The following is a 17,088-nucleotide window of genomic DNA, read 5'->3' as shown; positions in this document are numbered from 1 at the left end:
CCCTCCTTTATCGCGCAGCGGCCGAAACGCCGCAGCTGACCCGCATCCCCTTTCCCTGTTCCCCCTTCCCGGCTTCATCACCACTTGAACAGCACCAGGCTGAGCGCCAGCGTCGCCATGCCGGCCACCAGGCCGTACACGGTCTCGTGGCCGCGGGCATAGCGTTTGGCCGCCGGCAGCAGTTCGTCCAGGGCCAGGAAGACCATCACCCCGGCGATCATCCCGAACACGATGCCGAAGGTGGTGTGCGACAGCGAGCCGGCCAGGGCGAAGTAGCCCAGCGCCGCGCCCACCGGCTCGGCCAGCCCCGACAGCAGGCTGGCGGTGAAGGCGTACAGCTTGTTGCCGGTGGCGAAATACACCGGCACGGCAATGGCGATGCCCTCGGGGATGTTGTGGATGGCGATGGCGAAGGCCAGCGGCATGCCCACCGAGGGGCTCTCCAGCGTCGCGAAGAACGTGGCCAGGCCTTCGGGGAAGTTGTGCGCGGTGATCGCCACCGCGGTCAGCAGCCCGACCCGCCGGACATAGCCGCGGTTGTCCTCGCGGAACAGCGGGTCGCGCTTGTCCAGGCTCTCGTGCGGATTGGGGATCAGGTGGTCGATGGCGACGATCAGCGCCACGCCGGCCAGGAAGGAGAACGTGCCGAGGGCGAAACCCAGCCGTTCGCCATGCGCCAGCGTGAACGAAGCGATCGACTTGTTCAGGATTTCCGACAGCGAGACGTACACCATCGCGCCGCCGGCGAACGCCAGGCCGAAGGCGAGCAGGCGCGGCTCCGGGCGCCGCGAGAACAGCACCATCAGGCTGCCGATGGCGGTGGCCAGGCCGGCGGCGAGCGTCAGCGCGAACGCGATCCACAGGTGCTCGGTGGAGATCGCCGGCATGGCGTGGCGCCCGCGGTGCCGTGGCGGCGGTCAGCCGCCGCGCCGCATGCGCTCTTCGATGGCGAAGCAGCTGTCCGGCTTCGGCTCGGGCGGGTTGAAGCTCACCGGCACCTGGATGGTGGTCGGTACCGCCTGGCCGTTGCGGGTGGCGGCCTTGAACTTCCATTCGCGCACGCGGTGGATCGCCGCATCGTCGAGCTGGCTGTTGCCGCTGCTGGTGAGCAGCGTGACCTCGGTGGGCGCGCCCTGCGGCCCGACCACGACCTTGAGCACGCTCTGTCCGCCGACGCCGTTGCAGGCCAGCTCGACCGGGTAGTCCGGCGGCGGGGTCTGCACCGCCGCCACCTCGGTGGGGGCGATCACCGGCGCGGCCGGCCCGGAAGGCCCGCAGGCGCTGAGCGCGACGGCGGTGGCGAGGGAGCCCAGCAGGAGATGCGCTTTCATGTCATTGCTCCACAAGTGCGGATGCCTTGGCGGCACAGATGAAATCGTTCTCGCTCAGGCCGCCCACGTCGTGGGTGGAGAAACGGACGATCGCACGGTCGTAATGCACGCCCAGGTCGGGGTGGTGGTCCTCGCGGTGCGCGACCCAGGCCAGGGCGTTCACGAACGCCATGGTGCCGTGGTAGTTGTCGAAGCGGAATGTACGCACCAGCGCATGGCCGTCCTCGGCCAGTTCCCAGCCCGGGACCTGCGGCAGCAGCTCGGTCAGCCGCGCCTCGCCGAGGCGGTGCTCGCTGCCTTTGCGCGCAATGCAGTGCGCCTGTGCCAGCGGAATCAGATCGGCCATGGGGTACCTCCATCGACAAGGGGCTGAACGGCGCGGCGCGTGGAATCTGTGTCCCATCAGCGGCGGCCAAGACACGGCTAGAATACCCGCATGATCCAGATTTCAGATACCGCGCAGCGCCATTTCCGCAAGCTGATCGAACGCGAGGCCGTGCCCGGCATGGGCGTGCGCCTGAGCGCGGTCGAACCGGGGACGCCGCGCGCCGATGCGCGCCTGGAGTTCGCCGAACCGGCCGACCTGCTGGGCGACGAATGGGCGGTGGACTGCGACGGCTTCACCCTTTATGTGTCGGCCACCAGCGTGGCATGGCTGGAAGGCGCCGAAATCGACTATGTCACGCAGGCGGCCGGCACCCAGCAGCTGACCATCAAGGCGCCGAAGATCAAGGGCGAGGCGCCCGGCGAGGCGGCGTCGATGGTCGAGCGCGTGCACTGGGTCATCGAGAACGAAATCAACCCGCAGCTGGCCTCGCACGGCGGCCGCGTGGCAGTGCAGGAAGTGTCCGCCGACGGGGTGGTGCTGCTGCGTTTCGGCGGCGGCTGCCACGGTTGCGGCATGGCCGACGTGACCTTGAAGCAGGGGATCGAGAAGACCTTGATGGGCCGGGTGCCCGGCGTCACCGCCGTGCGCGATGCGACCGACCACGCCAGTGGCCAGGCGCCCTACATCCCGCGCGACGGCGCGGCCTGAGCGACCCGCCCCGTGCCGGTGACGACGGTTGCCGACCTGATCGACCTGCTGGCCGCGCGGCGCAAGGCCAGCATCCTGCACGACCGCCGCACCGGGTTTCCCTACAGCTGGAGCGCCTGGCTGCGTGGCTGGTCGCCAACGAAGGCGACGGCGTTCGCCGGCGCGGACGCGGCGGCCGCGGCACCGCGCTGGAACGGCCCGCGCTCGCGCTGGGGCGGGCCGGGGCTGTCGTTCCGGCAGGCCCTGCTGCACCTGTTCCGCTGGGCCGGCGACGATCCGCCTCCCGCCGACCAGCGCCGGATCCGCTGGTTTTCCGCCTTCTGCAGTCTCGCCCTGCACCTGCTGTTCGCCGTGCTGCTGGTCTGGGTGGCGCTGGTGCGCAGCACCGTGCCCGAGCCGGGTGCGGAGGACGGCGAGCGCGTGCAGGTCGAATACATAGGCCGAGGCACGCCGGAAGAAGAAGGCGGCGGCGCGCCGCAGGCGGCCGGGGCGCCGTCGTCCGCTCCGCGTCCGGCCGGTACGCCGGCGCGCGAGGGCGGTGCGCCCGAAGCCGCGGCCTCCGCATCGGTGTCGCAGCCGCCCTCCACGCCACCGGCGCCGCAGGACGGCGCTGCCGACGCGGAGCCGGCAGCGGTGCCGGTGGACATGTCCCGGCCGTCGCCGGACACGGCGGCCGAACAGACGCTGCAGGTCACCGAGGTGCCGCGGCCGACCAGCGACTTCGTGCTGCCGCCGCCGACGGTGGCGCCGCCGGCGCTGCGGGTGCGGGAGCCGCAGGTGCGCGAGCGCACCGTCGAGACCGTGGTGGAGCGGCCGGCGGCGATGCGTGCGCTGCCGATGCGCGATGTCGCGGCCAGGACACCGGCGATGCCGCAGGTGCAGGTACGCGAACGGCAGATCGAGACCCTGCCCACGCAACCGGTGGCGATGGCGCAGGTCCGCCCCCGTGAGGCGGAAGTGCAGTTGAGGAGCGCGGAGCCGGCAGTGCGCGAACGGCAGATCGAAACCGCACCACGCCAGGACGTGACCATGGCGACGGTGCCGGCGCGCGAAAGCGGCGTGCAGGTGAAGACCGCGGATCTGGCGGTGCGCGAGCGGCAGGTGCCCGGCGTCGCCGACGCCATGCCCGCGCCGGTCGCCGGTTCCGGTACGGCGCCGGCACGGGCCGCCGAAGGAGGAGCGCAGCAGGCATCGCCGTCCGCGCAGGGGGCGGGCACGGGCGCGCAGGCGGCGAAGGCCGCATCGCAGCCGGGTACCAGCCCGGGAGCCGGGCCGCGGCCGCAGGACCGCACTGGCGGCTGGGCGGCGCCGGTCCGTTCCGACGACTGGGGCGCCTCGCAGCGGCAGGCATCCGGCGGCAGCGGCGCCGCATCCGCGCAGGGCGATGGCCTGTTCAACAAGGATGGCAGCGTGCGTCTGGCCGGCGACGGTGGAGAGGCTGCGCCCGCCGGGCGTGGCGCACCGGGCGGCGATTCGGACAGTTGGACGCGCGAGCAGATCGACCGCGCCGGCACCTGGCTCAAGCGCCCGCCTTACGGGTACACGCCGACGTCGTTCGACAAGTACTGGGTGCCCAACGAATCGCTGCTGGCCGAATGGGTGCGCAAGGGCATCAAGAGCATCGAGATCCCGATCCCGGGCACCGACAGCCGCATTTCCTGCGTGGTCTCGATCCTGCAGTTCGGCGGCGGCTGCGGCCTGAGCAACCCGAACATGCAGGAGCAGCCGGCCAGCGCGCGGCCGCCACCGGACATCCCGTTCAAGAAGGAACTGCAGGAAGACAACGGCAGCCGCTGAGCGCGCAGGGATGTGCGGTGCCTGCACCGTTTGTTGGGCATGCCGGCGGAGGCGGCGCAGCGTCGCTGGCAGCAGGAGCCTGCTGCGACGAAGAAGGGGATGGATGCCGCCGGGCCGCACCGAGCCGGCATGTCGGATCGGAAGCACAGCCGCGAAAGCGCCGTTCAGGGCTGCCTGCAAGAAAGCCGCGGCGCACCGTGGATATCCGCGGCAAACCGTGCGCTGGTGTCATTGCTGCCCGGAGCGCGAGCCGCAACGCGGCTCGACGATGGCGCCGGCACGGCGGTGCCGGCGCAATGCGGTCACTTCAGGCCGTGCAGGTCGCGCAGCTGGCTCGGGCGCGAACCGAAGTAAGCCGCCAGGTCGGAGATGTCCTGGTCGCTCAGGCCGGCGGCCTGCGGCGACATCAGCATGTGGTCGCGGTCGCCGCCGCGATAGGCCTGCAGGGCGTGGGCGAGGTAGTCGCCATACTGGCCGCCGAGCCGCGGATAGCTGGGGTCGATCGGGGCGTTGCCATCGGCACCGTGGCAGTCGATGCAGCTCTGGCCGGTGGCCTTGCCCTTGCTGTTGGCCAACTGCTCGCCGGCGGCGATGCGCCCCTGCGGCAGGCCGGCCGAAGAACTGGAACCGTGTTCGCCGCTGGCATGGCCGGGGTCGGCGGCGGACTTGCCGGTGGACTCCACCTCCGACTGCGTGCAGGCGGCCAGGGCGCAGGCAGCGAACAGGGCGATGGCGAGACGCGAAGCGTGCTTGGCTTTCGACATGAGCGGTGCTTACTTGAGAGTGGACAGGTAGGCGGAGAGGTCAGCGATGTCCTGCGCGCTGAAGCTCATCGATTGCGCCTGCATGGTCGGATGCTTGCGCTTGCCCTCGCGGTATTCGGTCAACGCCTGGGTCAGGTACTGGGCCGACTGCCCGCCGATCTTCGGCACGCGGTAGCTCGGGTAGGCGTTCTTGTAGCCGGTGATGCCGTGGCAGCCCTGGCAGGTGTAGGCCAGGGTGCGGCCGGCTTCGGCGTTTCCGGCGGCCTGCGGCGAGGCCGCGGCGGCGGGAGCGGAAGGTTCGGACGGCGGCGGTTCGGCTTGGGCGGCGGCCCCGAACGGCAGGGCGAAAGCCAGGGCGAGACATACGGCAAACGGCTGCGAGCGCATGGTTTCCTTGTCCGGTATGCGGGTCTGTTCGTTCCGCCGTGGGACACGGAACGGCCCGAGTATAGCCCGCGTATTCACCGGTTCGGAACCATTCATGAATGCTGCGATGCGGCACGCATGCATGACCTTTGGGGCATGGTGTTGCCGTGGGGTGGTGCAATACTTTGCTACAACACCAGCCACTGCATCTCCAGGGACCCCACGATGTCGCGACTCCTCACCCCGTACGGCCGCACCGGAAGCTGCGCCGCCGCTCTGCTCGTCACCACGGTGCTGCTGCTGGGAGGCTGCAAGGCCGGGGGCGAGGAGGCCAAGGACAAGCCCAAGCAAGAGCAGAAGGCCAGCGACGCGGTCCCGGTCGAGGTGGCCAGGGCCGCGCGCCGCGCCATCGCCGCCAGCTACACCGGCACCGCTTCCCTGGAGCCGCGCGCCGAATCGCAGGTGGTCGCCAAGACCTCGGGCGTGGCGCTGGCGGTGATGGTCGAGGAAGGCCAGCACGTGAGCGCCGGGCAGCCGCTGGTGCGGCTGGACCCGGACCGCGCGCGCCTGGCCGTGGCGCAGAGCGAAGCGCAGATGCGCAAGCTGGAGAACAGCTACCAGCGCGCGCAGAAGCTGGTCCAGCAGCAGCTGGTCAGCGCCGCCGACGTGGACCAGCTGCGCTTCGACCTGGAGAACGCGCGTGCGCAGTACCGCATGGCGGTGCTGGAACTGTCCTACACCACGGTGGTGGCGCCGATCGCCGGCGTGGTCGCCTCGCGCGACATCAAGCCCGGCAACTTCGTGCAGATCAACTCGCCGATCATCCGCATCGTCGATGCCGGCAAGCTGGAAGCCACGCTCAACGTGCCCGAGCGCGAGATCGCCAAGCTCAAGCCGGGGCAGGCGGTGGAACTGGCCGCCGACGCGCTGCCGGGCCGCAGGTTCGCCGGCGTCGTCGACCGTGTCGCGCCGGTGGTGGACACCGGCACCGGCACGTTCCGCGTGGTGGCCGCGTTCTCGGGCGGGAGCGAGCTGCAGGCCGGCATGTTCGGCCGCCTGAGCATCAACTACGACCAGCGCGCCGATGCGCTGGTGGTGCCGCGCACCGCGCTGCTGGAGGACGGCGGCGAGCCGGCCGTATACGTGGTGCGCGAGGGCAAGGCGATGCGCACCCTGCTCAAGCTCGGCTATGACGATGCCGGCTGGATCGAAGTGCGCGAAGGCCTGAAGCCGGGCGATGAGGTGGTCGTGGCCGGCAAGGCGGCGCTGCGCGAAGGCAGCACGGTGCAGGTGATCGGCCAGGAGAAGGAAAAGGCGGTCGCGTCCGCCGCTGCCGCCAAGGCGCCGGCCGCACAGGCGGCCAAGCAATGAGTGCGCGCGATCCGTCGGTTTCCGGCGGTGGCGGTTTCGACCTGATCGAGTTCGCCACCCGCCGCCGCGTCACCATCGCGATGATGACGCTGACCCTGGTGTTGTTCGGCCTGATCTCGCTGTCCAGCCTGAAGGTCGAACTGCTGCCCGACCTGAGCTATCCCACGCTCACCGTGCGCACCGACTACGAAGGCGCGGCGCCGGCCGAGGTGGAGACGCTGATCTCGCAGCCGGCCGAGGAGGCGCTGGGCATCGTCAAGGGCCTGCGCAAGCTCAAGTCGATCTCGCGCACCGGCCAGAGCGACGTGGTCCTGGAGTTCGCCTGGGGCACGGACATGCAGCAGGCCGGGCTGGACGTGCGCGACAAGATGGAAACGCTGCAGCTGCCGCTGGAGGCCAAGCCGCCGGTGCTGCTGCGCTTCAACCCGTCCACGCAGCCGATCATGCGCCTGGCGCTTTCCTCGAAACAGGAGGGCGGCAGCGAGGCCGACGCGGTGCGCCGGCTGATGGAACTGCGCCGCTATGCCGACGAGGACCTCAAGCGCAAGCTCGAGCCGGTCAGCGGCGTGGCCGCGGTCAAGGTCGGCGGCGGCCTGGAAGACGAGATCCAGGTGGACATCGACCAGCGCAGGCTGGCGCAGCTGGGACTGTCGCTGGACAGCGTGATCCAGCGCCTGCAGCAGGAGAACGTGAACCTGTCCGGCGGCCGCCTGGAGGAAGGCTCGCAGCGCTACCTGGTGCGCACGGTCAACCAGTTCGCCACGGTCGAGCAGATGCGCGAGATGCTGCTGACCACCGCCAGTGGTTCCAGCACCACCAGCTCCACCGGCGAAAACCGCCAGCTGATGTCGGCCATCCTCGGCAGCAGCGACCCCAACGTGATCGCGGCGCTGCGCAGCGACGGCAGCAGCAGCGCGCCCAGCGTGCGCCTGAAGGACGTGGCCCGGGTAAGCCAGGGCTACAAGGAGCGCGAGGCGGTGATCCGCAGCGCCGGCCACGAAGCGGTCGAACTGGCCGTGTACAAGGAAGGCGACGCCAATACCGTGGCCACCGCCGACGCGCTGGAAGCGCGGCTGGCGCAGATCCGCAAGGAAATGCCCAAGGACATCGAGATGACCCTGGTCGAGGACCAGTCGGTGTTCATCCGCCACGCGATCAAGGACGTCAAGGTGGACGCGGTGATCGGCGGCCTGCTGTCGATCCTGATCATCTTCCTGTTCCTGCGCGATGGCTGGAGCACCTTCGTCATCTCGCTGTCGCTGCCGATTTCGATCATCGCCACGTTCTTCTTCATGGGCCAGCTGGGGCTGAGCCTGAACGTGATGTCGCTGGGCGGCCTGGCGCTGGCCACCGGCCTGGTCGTGGACGATTCGATCGTGGTGCTGGAATCCATCGCCAAGGCGCGCGAGCGCGGCATGGGCATCCTCGAGGCCGCGATCAAGGGCACGCGCGAGGTATTCATGGCCGTGGTCGCCTCGACCCTGACCACCATCGCGGTGTTCCTGCCGCTGGTGTTCGTCGAAGGCATCGCCGGCCAGCTGTTCCGCGACCAGGCGCTGACCGTGTCGATCGCCATCGCGGTGTCGCTGGTGGTGTCGATGACGCTGATTCCGATGCTCAGCGCGCTGAAGGGCCGCCCGCCGCTGGAGTTCCCGGCCGAGCCGCCGCGCCAGCCGTGGCGTCCGGAAAGCCGCTGGAAGAAACCGGCCGCGTTTGCCGGCCGTGGCATCGGCGCGATGTTCCGCTACGGCTTCTTCGCTGCGGCGTGGCTGGTGGTGCGCATCTTCCGTGGCATCGCCGCGGTGGTCGGCCCGGTGATGCGCAAGGCCAGCGACCTGGCGATGGCCCCGTACGGCCGCGCCGAGGCCGGCTACCTGCGCATCCTGCCGGCGGCCCTCAGGCGGCCGTGGCCGGTGCTGGGGTTCGCCACGCTGGCCTTCGGCCTGACCCTGGCCGCGTTGCCGCTGCTGGGCGTGGACCTGCTGCCGCAGTTGGCCCAGGACCGCTTCGAGATGACCGCCAAGCTGCCGCCGGGCACGCCGCTGGCGCAGACCGACGCGCTGGTGCGGGAAGTGCAGCGCGCGCATGCCAAGGAGGACGGCGTGCGCCTGCTGTACGGCGTGTCGGGTACCGGCACCCGGCTGGACGCCAGCCCGACCGAGAGCGGCGAGAACATCGGCAAGCTGTCGGTGGTGATGAACGACACCCGGCGCGAGCCGGAACTGACCGAGAAGCTGCGCCAGACCCTGAAGGCCTGGCCGTCGGCGCAGGTCGACTTCGCCCGCCCGGAGCTGTTCGCGCTGTCGCCGCCGCTGGAGATCGAGATCGAGGGCAACAACCTTGAGGACATCCGCGTGGCCGGCAACCGCCTGGCGGGCATGCTGCGCGAGAACGCGCACTACGCCGACGTGAAATCGACGGTGGAGCAGGGCTTCCCGGAGATCCAGGTGGTGTTCGACCAGGACCGCGCCGCGGCGATGGGCCTGACCACGCGCCAGATCGCCGACGCGGTGGTCAACAAGGTCAAGGGCAACGTCGCCACGCGCTACAGCTTCCGCGACCGCAAGATCGACGTGCTGGTGCGCGTGCAGGAGTCCGAGCGCTCCTCGGTGAACGACATCCGCCGCCTGATCGTCAACCCGACCGGCGCCAAGCCGATCGAGTTGGGCGCGGTGGCCGACGTGATCGCCACCACCGGCCCGAGCGAGATCCACCGCGCCGACCAGCGCCGCGTGGCCATCGTCTCGGCCAATCTGCGCGACATCGACCTGGGCAAGGCGATCACCGAAGTGCAGAAGATGGTGGCCGAGAACCCGCTGGGCACCGACGTCGGCATGCACATCGGCGGCCAGGGCCAGGAGCTGGGCGAGTCGATCCGCTCGCTGCTGTTCGCCTTCGGCCTGGCGGTATTCCTGGTGTACCTGGTGATGGCCTCGCAGTTCGAATCGCTGCTGCACCCGTTCGTGATCCTGTTCACCATCCCGCTGGCGCTGGTCGGCGCGGTGGCGGCGCTGCTGCTGGCGCGTTCGCCGGTGTCGGTGGTGGTGTTCATCGGCCTGATCCTGCTGGTCGGACTGGTGGTGAAGAACGCCATCATCCTGATCGACAAGGTCAACCAGCTGCGCGAGGAGGGCGTGGCCAAGCGCCTGGCGCTGGTGGAGGGCGCGCGCTCGCGCCTGCGCCCGATCATGATGACCACCCTGTGCGCGGTGTTCGGCTTCCTGCCGCTGGCGCTCGCCTTCGGCGAAGGCTCGGAAGTGCGCTCGCCGATGGCGATCACCGTGATCGGCGGCCTGCTGGTGTCCACCCTGCTGACCCTGCTGGTGATCCCGGTGGTGTACGACCTGCTGGACCGCAAGCCGGACGAGTACTACGCCGAGCGCGGCCGCCGCGCCCGCCAGGCGGTGGCCCAGGCCGAGCAGGTGCTGGCGCATGAGAAGGACGCCATCGGCGGCCTCGGGGACTGATCCGGATGAACATCACCGAGCTGTCCATCCGCCGCCCGGTCACCACCATCATGCTGTTCGTGTCGATGGTGGTGATCGGCCTGATCGCCGCGTTCAAGCTGCCGCTGGAGTCCGAGCCGGAAGCTTCGATTCCGTTCTTCTTCGTTTCGCTGCCGTATCCCGGCTCGACCCCGGAGGAGGTCGAACGCAACCTGCTGCGGCCGGTCGAGGAAGCCATCGCCACGATGCCCGGCATCAAGTCGATGAACGCGCGCGCCAACGCCGAAGGCGGGCAGATCCAGGTCGAGTTCAGCGACTGGAACCGCGACATCGCCATGGCCGCGTCCGAGGCGCGCGAGCGCATCGACGCGGTGCGCGACCAGCTGCCGGACGACTTCCGCCGCTATTACGTGCAGCGCTGGAGCACCAGCGACCAGGAAGCGATCAGCCTGCGCCTGAACAGCAAGGAAGACCTGACCGCGCGCGCCGACATGATCGAGCGCACCATCAAGCAGCGCCTGGAGCGCCTGCCCGGCGTCGCCCGCGTCGAGGTGGAAGGCGTGGCCAAGCAGGAAGTGCTGGTGGCGCTGGACAAGGACCGCATCAGCGCCCACGGCGTGGCGCTCAACGAACTGGTGCAGAAGCTGCAGGCGGCCAACTTCGCCGTCTCCGCCGGGCAGATCACCGAGGAAGGCCGCCGCCTGCGCGTGCAACCCAGGGGCGAACTGCAGGAAGTGCAGGAACTGCGCGACCTGCCGGTCAACAACCGCGGCACGCGCCTGTCCGACATCGCCGAGGTCAGCCTGCAGCCGCAGCGCATGAGCTACGTGCGGCGGATGGAAGGCAAGCCCAGCGTCGGCGTGGACATCTACAAGGAGCGTTCGGCCAACCTGGTGGACCTGTCGCGCGCCGTCGGCAGGGAAGTGGAGGCGCTGGCGGACGACCCGGCCATGCGCGGCATCGACATCGAGGTGGCATGGGATTCGGGCAAGGCCGTGACCAGCTCGCTGCTGGCCCTGGCCGAGGCCGGCGCCATCGGCCTGCTGCTGTCGGTGATCGTGCTGTACGCCTTCCTGCGCCACTGGCCGTCGACGCTGATGGTGTCGATGGCGATCCCGATCTGCTTCATCATGACCCTGGGCTTCATGTACTTCACCGGCATCAGCCTGAACATCATCTCGATGATGGGCCTGCTGCTGGCGGTGGGCATGCTGGTGGACAATGCCGTGGTCGTGGTGGAGAGCATCTATCAGGAGCGCGAGAAATACCCGGGGCAGCCGGCGATGGCCTCGATCATCGGCACCCGCCACGTCGCCATCGCGCTGTCGGCCGGCACCCTCTGCCACTGCGTGGTGTTCCTGCCGATGATGTTCGGCGAGAAGAACATCATCACCATCTACCTGTCGCAGCTGGCGGTGACCATCTCGGTCTCGCTGCTGGCCTCGTGGCTGGTGGCGGTGAGCCTGATCCCGATGCTGTCGGCGCGCATGAAGACCCCGCCGGCGGTGAAGTCGCCGCTGATCGGCCGCCTGCAGGAACGTTATGCGCGGGCGCTGCGCTGGACCCTGCAGAACCGCGGCTGGAGCGTGGCCGGCATCGTGCTGGTGTCGCTGGTCAGCATCTGGCCGATGACCCATACCGCCGGCGGCGGGGAAAACAACAAGCCCGACGAGATCAACATCTTCTACCAGTGGAAGGGCGCCTATTCCAAGGAGGAAATGGGCAAGGAAGTGCAGCGGGTGGAGGACTTCGTCAACGCCAACCGGGAGAAATTCCACATCGAGCGCGTCTACAGCCGCTATGCCGAGCAGGGCTGGGCGCAGACCCGGCTGTACCTGGACATCGACGACCGCGAGCAGAGCAAGAAGATCGAGGAGGAAGTGCGCAAGGGGCTGCCGCAGTCGGCGCGCGCCAAGATCGGCATCGGCTGGCCCGGCGGTATGGGCAGCGACGGGCAGGGCCTGCGTTTCAGCCTGATCGGCGATTCCAGCCAGACCCTGCGCGAACTGGCCGACGACATCGTGCCGATCCTGGCGCGCGATCCCAGGCTGCGCGACGTGCGCGTGGACATCGGCGATGCCAACGCCGAGCTGGCGGTGAGGGTCAACCGCGAGCGCGCCGCCCTGTACGGCTTCAGCACGCAGCAGGTGGCGCAGTTCGTCGGCATGGCGCTGCGCGGTTCGTCGCTGCGCGACTTCCACCGCGACGACGTCGAGATCCCGGTCAACGTGCGCTTCGCCGGCTCGGAAAACTACGGCATCGAGGACCTGTCGTCCTTCATGGTGCGTACCGCGGCCGGCAAGGAAGTGCCGCTGCTGGCGATGGTGGACGTGAACGTCAACCCGGCGGCCAGCTCCATCCAGCGCCTGAACCGGCAGACCATGCTGCGGGTCGAGGCCGGGCTGGCCAAGGACGTGCCGATGGACGTGGCGCGCAAGTCGGTCGAGGACGCGCTGGACAAGGTGCAGTTCCCGCCGGGCTATGGCTACACCTTCGCCGGCGGCAGCTTCAACATCAATTTCGACGGCATGGACCAGATGGTGCGGGCGATCTTCATCGCGCTGATCCTGATGGTGGTGATCATGGCCGCGGTGTTCGAATCGCTGCTGTTCCCCGCCGCGATCATGTCGTGCGTGCTGTTCTCCGTGTTCGGCGTGTACTGGCTGTTCTGGCTGACCGGCACGGAGATGAACATCATGGCGGTGATCGGCATCCTGGTGCTGATGGGCGTGGTGGTGAACAACGGCATCGTGATGATCGAGCACATCAACAACCTGCGCCGGCGCGGCGTGGCGCGCACCGATGCACTGGTGGAGGGCAGCCGCGAGCGCCTGCGCCCGATCATGATGACGATGGGCACGGCGATCCTGGCGATGATCCCGATCGCGTTGAACACGCAGACGGCCGATGGCATGCCGCCGTACTACCCGATGGCGCGCGCCATCGCCGGTGGCCTGGCGTTCTCCACTGTGGTCAGCCTGCTGTTCCTGCCGACCATCTACGCCATCCTCGACGACCTGCGCATGGGGACCGCGCGCCTGGTGCGGCGCGCGCGCGGGCTGTCGCCGGTGCGGGACGCCGAGCCTGTTCCCGCCCAGGACTGAGGCTGTCGCGCTCCCGCCCCTGCGGCGGGAGCGCTCTTCCAGGAGATCGCCGATGCAACATGCACTTCCCCGGGGCGGCCGGTCTGCCGGTCTCCTGTACCTGGTCGTCGTCCTCACCGGACTCTTCTGCCTGGCCTATGTGCCCGCGCAGCTCGCCGGTGCCGATGCGCACGCGGCGCTGGACAACGTGGTCGCCCGGCAGGCGCTGTTCCGGCAGGGAATTGCGGCGTTCGCCGTCGAGCAGGTGGCCTTCCTGCTGCTGGCGCTGGCGTTGTACCGCGCTTTCAGGGACGTCAACCGCGCCGCGGCGACGCTGATGGTGGCGTTCGTGGCGATGGCGGTTCCGCTGGCGCTGGCGGCCTTGTCGCACCGGCTGCAGGCGCTGTCCCTGCTGACCGATGCCGACAGCGCGCAGCTGTTGTCGCAGGAACAGCGCCAGCAGCTGGCGCATGCCGCACTGAAGGCCTACCGCGGCGGCATGCAGCTGGTGCGCGTGTTCTGGGGGCTGTGGCTGCTGCCGCTGGGCTGGCTGGTGCTGCGCTCGCGGCGCCTGCCGCGCGTGCTGGGCGCGCTGCTGGTGCTGGGCGGAGCGGGCTATGTGCTGGACGTGTTCGCCGAACTGCTGGTGCCGGGCTACGCGGCCGCGTGGATTTCCGGCTACATGACGCTGCCGGCGGCGCTGGGCGAAATCGGCACCTGCCTGTGGCTGCTGCTGTTCGGGTTGCGCGCCGGACGTACGGGCGCGTCATCTCCCCTTGCTTCCTGAGGTCATCTCCATGCAGACGGGTTCCCGCCGCACGCTGTCCGATCCGCCGCTTCCGCTGCGCCTGAAGCTGTCCGCGCTGTGGGCGAGCCTGACCTTCTGCTACCTCTACGGCGACTACTTCGGCCTGTACCGGCCCGGCAAGCTGCAGCACATGCTCGAGGGCGCCGGCCCGGTGGGGCCGAGCAGCCAGGGCTCGCTGCTGTCCGTGGCCCTGCTGCTGGCGGTGCCTGGGTTGATGGTGTTCCTGTCGCTGGCCTTGCCGGCACGCCTGGCGCGCTGGCTCTGCATCGGCCTGGCCCTGTTCTACGCGGCCTTCGTCGCGCTCACGATGCCCGGCGCCTGGTGGTACTACCTGGCTTACAGCGCCATCGAGATCGGCTTGTGCCTGCTGATCGCGGGCATGGCCTGGCGCTGGCCGCGGAGCTGAAGGCCGCGGCGCAGCGCAGGCGCGTCACACCAGCTTGCCGTAGACGGTGAAGCCCGTCAGCCACAGGCCGAGCATGCTGCCGATGTTGGTCAGCATGAAGGTCAGCACGATGCGGGTGACGCGGTTGCGGTACCAGCCCTTGAGCGTCTGCGCATCGTCGCGCAGCTGCAGGAAATCGGCGTAGGCCGGCCGGCGCAGGCGCGTTTCCACCACTGCGGCGAAGGCGCCGGTGGGAATGCTCAGGCGGAACGGCTTGAACGGCGCCACCACCACCGCGGTCAGGATGCTCAGCGGGTGGCTGCCGGCCAGCAGCGCGCCGATGCCGGCCAGGCCGCCGGTATACAGCGCCCAGGTCGCCAGCATGTGCGCGCCCATGTCCATGCCGCCCTTCCAGAAGCCGACGCCGATGCCGGCCAGGACCACCGCCAAGATGCCCAGCGTGATCCACGGGATGTTGCGCTTCTTAGGCACGGCTTCCAGTGCCTGGCGCAGCGCAGCGGGCGCCTCGGTGTCGTTTTCCAGATGGCGCGCCAGGCCGGCCAGATGGCCGGCGCCAACCACCGCCAGCACGTTGCGCTGGCCGTCGTGGCGTTCCTCGCGCAGGCGCGTGGCCATGTAGCGGTCGCGCTCGCCGATGATGCTCTCGTACAGCGCCGGGCTCTCGCTGGCGAACTCGCCGAAGCTGGATTCGAGCATGTCGCCCTGCTTGAGCTTCTCGATCTCGTCCTCGCCCACGTCCTCGGAGGAGAACAGGCCGGCGCCGAGGCCGGCGACCAGCTTCAGCTTGCCGACGAAGCCCAGCCGCTGCGAGGCGCGGCGGAAAGTCAGGCCGACGTCGCGGTCGATCAGGTGCACCGGCAGGCCGCGCTCCTGCGCCAGGGTCACCGCGCGCTTGAGTTCGGCGCCCGGCTCGATGCCCAGTTGCTCGGCGAGGCGGCGCTGGTAGGCGGCCAGGGCGAGGTTGGCGGCGAACAGGGCGACCCGGTTCCTGCGGATCACCTCGATCAGGTCCAGTTGCGCCAGCGCGTCCGGGTTGGTGAGGGCCTGCAGGCGCTGCGGGTCGAGCTCGACCGCGACGGCGTCGTACTGGCCGCTGCCGATGGCCTGTTCCACGGCCTGCACGCTGGCGGCGGAAACATGGGCCGTGCCCAGCAGGGTGTAGCGCACGCCATCGCGTTCGACGATGCGCAGCGGCTGGCCGGCGAGCAGGTCGCCGCCGGTTTCGGGAAGGGTTTCGGTCATTGCGTCATTCATTGGAGGGTGCGCTGCCGGCGCCGTCGCCGAGCGCGCGTTGCATCTGCACGGTGTCCAGCCAGCGGCCGTGCTTGCGGCCCAGGCCGCGGAACACGCCGACCAGGTGGAAGCCGAAGCGTTCGTGCAGCCGGATCGAGGCGGTATTGGTGGGCTCGCCGATCACCGCGACCATCTGCCGGAAGCCGCGCGCGGTGCAGGCGTCGATCAGCGCCTGCAGCAGCGCGCTGCCCACGCCGCGGCCCTGGAAACGGGCGTCGACGTAGACCGAGTTCTCCACCGTCCACTGGTAGGCGATGCGGCTGCGGTAGGTGTTGGCGTAGGCGTAGCCGGCGACCTGGCCGTCGACTTCGGCGACCAGGTAGGGAAAGCCGCGGGCGAGGATGTCCTGCATGCGCCGCAGCATCTCCGCCTCGTCCGGCACCTCGTATTCGTAGGTGTTGACGAAGTCGGTGACCTCGACCGCGTAGATCGCGGCGATGGCGGCGATGTCGGCCGCGCCGGCATCACGGATGTGCACGGCCATGCGCGGGTTCCCCGGTCAGTCGATGTAGCGCTTGAGCAGGTCGCCGTAAGCGTCGATGCGGCGGTCGCGCAGGAACGGCCAGATGCGGCGCACGTGTTCGCTGCGCTGCAGGTCCACCTCGCAGACCAGCACGGTCGGCTCGCCGCCAGCTTCGGCCAGGAACTCGCCCTGCGGGCCGAGCACGTGGCTGTTGCCCCAGAACTGGATGCCCGACGCCCCCAGCGGGGAAGCCTCGTGGCCGACGCGGTTGCACGACAGCACCGGCAGGCCGTTGGCCACGGCATGGCCGCGGTGGCTCAGCACCCAGGCATCGCGCTGGCGGTTCTTCTCGTCCTGCACGTCGTCCGGGTCCCAGCCGATGGCGGTGGGGTAGAGCAGCAGTTCGGCACCGGCCAGCGCCATCAGGCGCGCGGCTTCCGGATACCACTGGTCCCAGCACACCAGCACGCCGAGGCGGCCGACCGAAGTGTCGATGGGCTTGAAGCCGATGTCGCCCGGGGTGAAGTAGAACTTCTCGTAGAAGCCCGGGTCGTCGGGGATGTGCATCTTGCGGTACTTGCCGAGCAGGGTGCCGTCCTTCTCGAACACCACCGCGGTGTTGTGGTACAGGCCGGCGGCGCGGCGCTCGAACAGCGAGCCGACGATGACCACGCCATGGCGTCTGGCCAGCGCGCCCAGGCGCTCGGTGCTCGGGCCGGGGATCGGTTCGGCCAGGTCGAACTCGTCCACCGATTCGTGCTGGCAGAAATACGGGCCGTTGTGCAGTTCCTGCAGCAGCACCAGCTTCGCGCCCTGCGCCGCGGCTTCGGCCACGCGGGCCTCGATGACGGCCAGGTTGGCGGCGGCGTCGCCGTGGTTGCGCTCCTGGATCAGGGCGACGGTCAGGGTGTGGCGGGAGCTCAT

The 17,088-nt window shown here is 69.6% G+C and carries 15 protein-coding genes; 7 read left to right on the top strand and 8 right to left on the bottom strand.

The genetic code is table 11. From position 1 onward, the window contains the following. Positions 1-77 precede the first annotated feature (77 nt). From zupT to AC06FP_RS12225, 3 genes are read right to left on the bottom strand one after another with little or no spacing between them, the layout of a single operon-like run. Positions 78-887, bottom strand: a complete 810-nt coding sequence (zupT, locus tag AC06FP_RS12235; protein ID WP_478075686.1) for a zinc transporter ZupT — start codon at positions 885-887, stop codon at positions 78-80. Positions 888-917: 30 nt separating this feature from the next. Next, positions 918-1,331 (bottom strand): energy transducer TonB, encoded by a 414-nt coding sequence (locus tag AC06FP_RS12230; RefSeq protein WP_478075685.1) that lies wholly within the window; start codon positions 1,329-1,331, stop codon positions 918-920. Position 1,332: 1 nt separating this feature from the next. Beyond that, positions 1,333-1,677 carry a 4a-hydroxytetrahydrobiopterin dehydratase gene (locus AC06FP_RS12225; RefSeq protein WP_456116352.1) on the bottom strand — a complete coding sequence of 115 codons (345 nt, stop codon included), beginning with the start codon at positions 1,675-1,677 and terminating at the stop codon, positions 1,333-1,335. Positions 1,678-1,767: 90 nt separating this feature from the next. On the opposite strand from AC06FP_RS12225, the gene AC06FP_RS12220 reads away from it, so the two are divergent. Both AC06FP_RS12220 and AC06FP_RS12215 read left to right on the top strand, forming a co-directional pair. Then, entirely contained in the window at positions 1,768-2,367 is a 600-nt protein-coding gene (locus AC06FP_RS12220; RefSeq protein WP_456116351.1) for an NfuA family Fe-S biogenesis protein, read from the top strand. Between the two features lie 12 nt (positions 2,368-2,379). Then, complete coding sequence (locus tag AC06FP_RS12215) at positions 2,380-4,164, top strand: DNA polymerase III subunit gamma/tau domain-containing protein (RefSeq protein ID WP_478075684.1); 1,785 nt, start codon at positions 2,380-2,382, stop codon at positions 4,162-4,164. A 302-nt stretch (positions 4,165-4,466) separates the two neighbouring features. Here the strand turns inward: AC06FP_RS12215 and AC06FP_RS12210 are convergent, their stop codons facing one another. Together AC06FP_RS12210 and AC06FP_RS12205 are read right to left on the bottom strand one after the other, a co-directional pair. Continuing rightward, the gene (locus AC06FP_RS12210) at positions 4,467-4,928 is read right to left on the bottom strand and encodes a c-type cytochrome (protein WP_478075683.1); all 462 of its coding nucleotides are present in this window, start codon (positions 4,926-4,928) and stop codon (positions 4,467-4,469) included. Positions 4,929-4,937: 9 nt separating this feature from the next. Further along, a complete protein-coding gene (locus tag AC06FP_RS12205) occupies positions 4,938-5,315 on the bottom strand; it encodes a c-type cytochrome (protein ID WP_478075682.1) in 378 nt (125 codons plus the stop codon). 204 nt (positions 5,316-5,519) lie between these two features. Here AC06FP_RS12205 and AC06FP_RS12200 point away from each other — a divergent pair, with 204 nt between their 5' ends. From AC06FP_RS12200 to AC06FP_RS12180, 5 genes are read left to right on the top strand one after another with little or no spacing between them, the layout of a single operon-like run. Next, positions 5,520-6,665, top strand: coding sequence for an efflux RND transporter periplasmic adaptor subunit (locus AC06FP_RS12200; RefSeq protein ID WP_478075681.1), 1,146 nt, complete (start codon positions 5,520-5,522; stop codon positions 6,663-6,665). After that, positions 6,662-10,132 carry an efflux RND transporter permease subunit gene (locus AC06FP_RS12195; protein WP_478075680.1) on the top strand — a complete coding sequence of 1,157 codons (3,471 nt, stop codon included), beginning with the start codon at positions 6,662-6,664 and terminating at the stop codon, positions 10,130-10,132. Before AC06FP_RS12200 ends, AC06FP_RS12195 begins: the two co-directional genes overlap by 4 nt. 5 nt (positions 10,133-10,137) lie before the next feature. Then, entirely contained in the window at positions 10,138-13,215 is a 3,078-nt protein-coding gene (locus AC06FP_RS12190; RefSeq protein ID WP_478075679.1) for an efflux RND transporter permease subunit, read from the top strand. Positions 13,216-13,267: 52 nt separating this feature from the next. After that, complete coding sequence (locus tag AC06FP_RS12185) at positions 13,268-13,981, top strand: DUF4386 domain-containing protein (RefSeq protein WP_478075678.1); 714 nt, start codon at positions 13,268-13,270, stop codon at positions 13,979-13,981. A gap of 10 nt (positions 13,982-13,991) precedes the next feature. Continuing rightward, complete coding sequence (locus AC06FP_RS12180; RefSeq protein ID WP_456116344.1) at positions 13,992-14,408, top strand: DUF6326 family protein; 417 nt, start codon at positions 13,992-13,994, stop codon at positions 14,406-14,408. Between the two features lie 24 nt (positions 14,409-14,432). Here the strand turns inward: AC06FP_RS12180 and AC06FP_RS12175 are convergent, their stop codons facing one another. The 3 genes from AC06FP_RS12175 to AC06FP_RS12165 are packed head-to-tail and all read right to left on the bottom strand — an operon-like array spanning position 14,433 to position 17,088. Further along, on the bottom strand, positions 14,433-15,650 hold the full coding sequence (locus tag AC06FP_RS12175) for a TraB/GumN family protein (RefSeq protein ID WP_478075677.1): 1,218 nt from the start codon (positions 15,648-15,650) through the stop codon (positions 14,433-14,435). A gap of 4 nt (positions 15,651-15,654) precedes the next feature. Beyond that, positions 15,655-16,185, bottom strand: coding sequence for an N-acetyltransferase family protein (locus AC06FP_RS12170; protein WP_478075676.1), 531 nt, complete (start codon positions 16,183-16,185; stop codon positions 15,655-15,657). A gap of 15 nt (positions 16,186-16,200) precedes the next feature. Beyond that, entirely contained in the window at positions 16,201-17,088 is an 888-nt protein-coding gene (locus AC06FP_RS12165; protein WP_456116341.1) for a carbon-nitrogen hydrolase, read from the bottom strand.

The organism is Stenotrophomonas sp. Steno-Z2 (genome assembly GCF_056393235.1).
The sequence above is the reverse complement of the archived record's forward strand: the minus strand, read 5'-3'. Positions and strand labels throughout refer to the sequence as shown.

Bases quoted from the DNA above. Each gene is read 5' to 3' on its own strand.
- AC06FP_RS12200 (WP_478075681.1), top strand. From the start codon at position 5,520: ATGTCGCGACTCCTCACCCCGTACGGCCGCACCGGAAGCTGCGCCGCC.
- AC06FP_RS12205 (WP_478075682.1), bottom strand. From the start codon at position 5,315: ATGCGCTCGCAGCCGTTTGCCGTATGTCTCGCCCTGGCTTTCGCCCTG.
- AC06FP_RS12170 (WP_478075676.1), bottom strand. From the start codon at position 16,185: ATGGCCGTGCACATCCGTGATGCCGGCGCGGCCGACATCGCCGCCATC.
- AC06FP_RS12220 (WP_456116351.1), top strand. From the start codon at position 1,768: ATGATCCAGATTTCAGATACCGCGCAGCGCCATTTCCGCAAGCTGATC.
- AC06FP_RS12165 (WP_456116341.1), bottom strand. From the start codon at position 17,088: ATGAGCTCCCGCCACACCCTGACCGTCGCCCTGATCCAGGAGCGCAAC.
- AC06FP_RS12195 (WP_478075680.1), top strand. From the start codon at position 6,662: ATGAGTGCGCGCGATCCGTCGGTTTCCGGCGGTGGCGGTTTCGACCTG.
- AC06FP_RS12210 (WP_478075683.1), bottom strand. From the start codon at position 4,928: ATGTCGAAAGCCAAGCACGCTTCGCGTCTCGCCATCGCCCTGTTCGCT.
- zupT (WP_478075686.1), bottom strand. From the start codon at position 887: ATGCCGGCGATCTCCACCGAGCACCTGTGGATCGCGTTCGCGCTGACG.
- AC06FP_RS12230 (WP_478075685.1), bottom strand. From the start codon at position 1,331: ATGAAAGCGCATCTCCTGCTGGGCTCCCTCGCCACCGCCGTCGCGCTC.
- AC06FP_RS12190 (WP_478075679.1), top strand. From the start codon at position 10,138: ATGAACATCACCGAGCTGTCCATCCGCCGCCCGGTCACCACCATCATG.
- AC06FP_RS12225 (WP_456116352.1), bottom strand. From the start codon at position 1,677: ATGGCCGATCTGATTCCGCTGGCACAGGCGCACTGCATTGCGCGCAAA.
- AC06FP_RS12175 (WP_478075677.1), bottom strand. From the start codon at position 15,650: ATGACCGAAACCCTTCCCGAAACCGGCGGCGACCTGCTCGCCGGCCAG.
- AC06FP_RS12185 (WP_478075678.1), top strand. From the start codon at position 13,268: ATGCAACATGCACTTCCCCGGGGCGGCCGGTCTGCCGGTCTCCTGTAC.
- AC06FP_RS12180 (WP_456116344.1), top strand. From the start codon at position 13,992: ATGCAGACGGGTTCCCGCCGCACGCTGTCCGATCCGCCGCTTCCGCTG.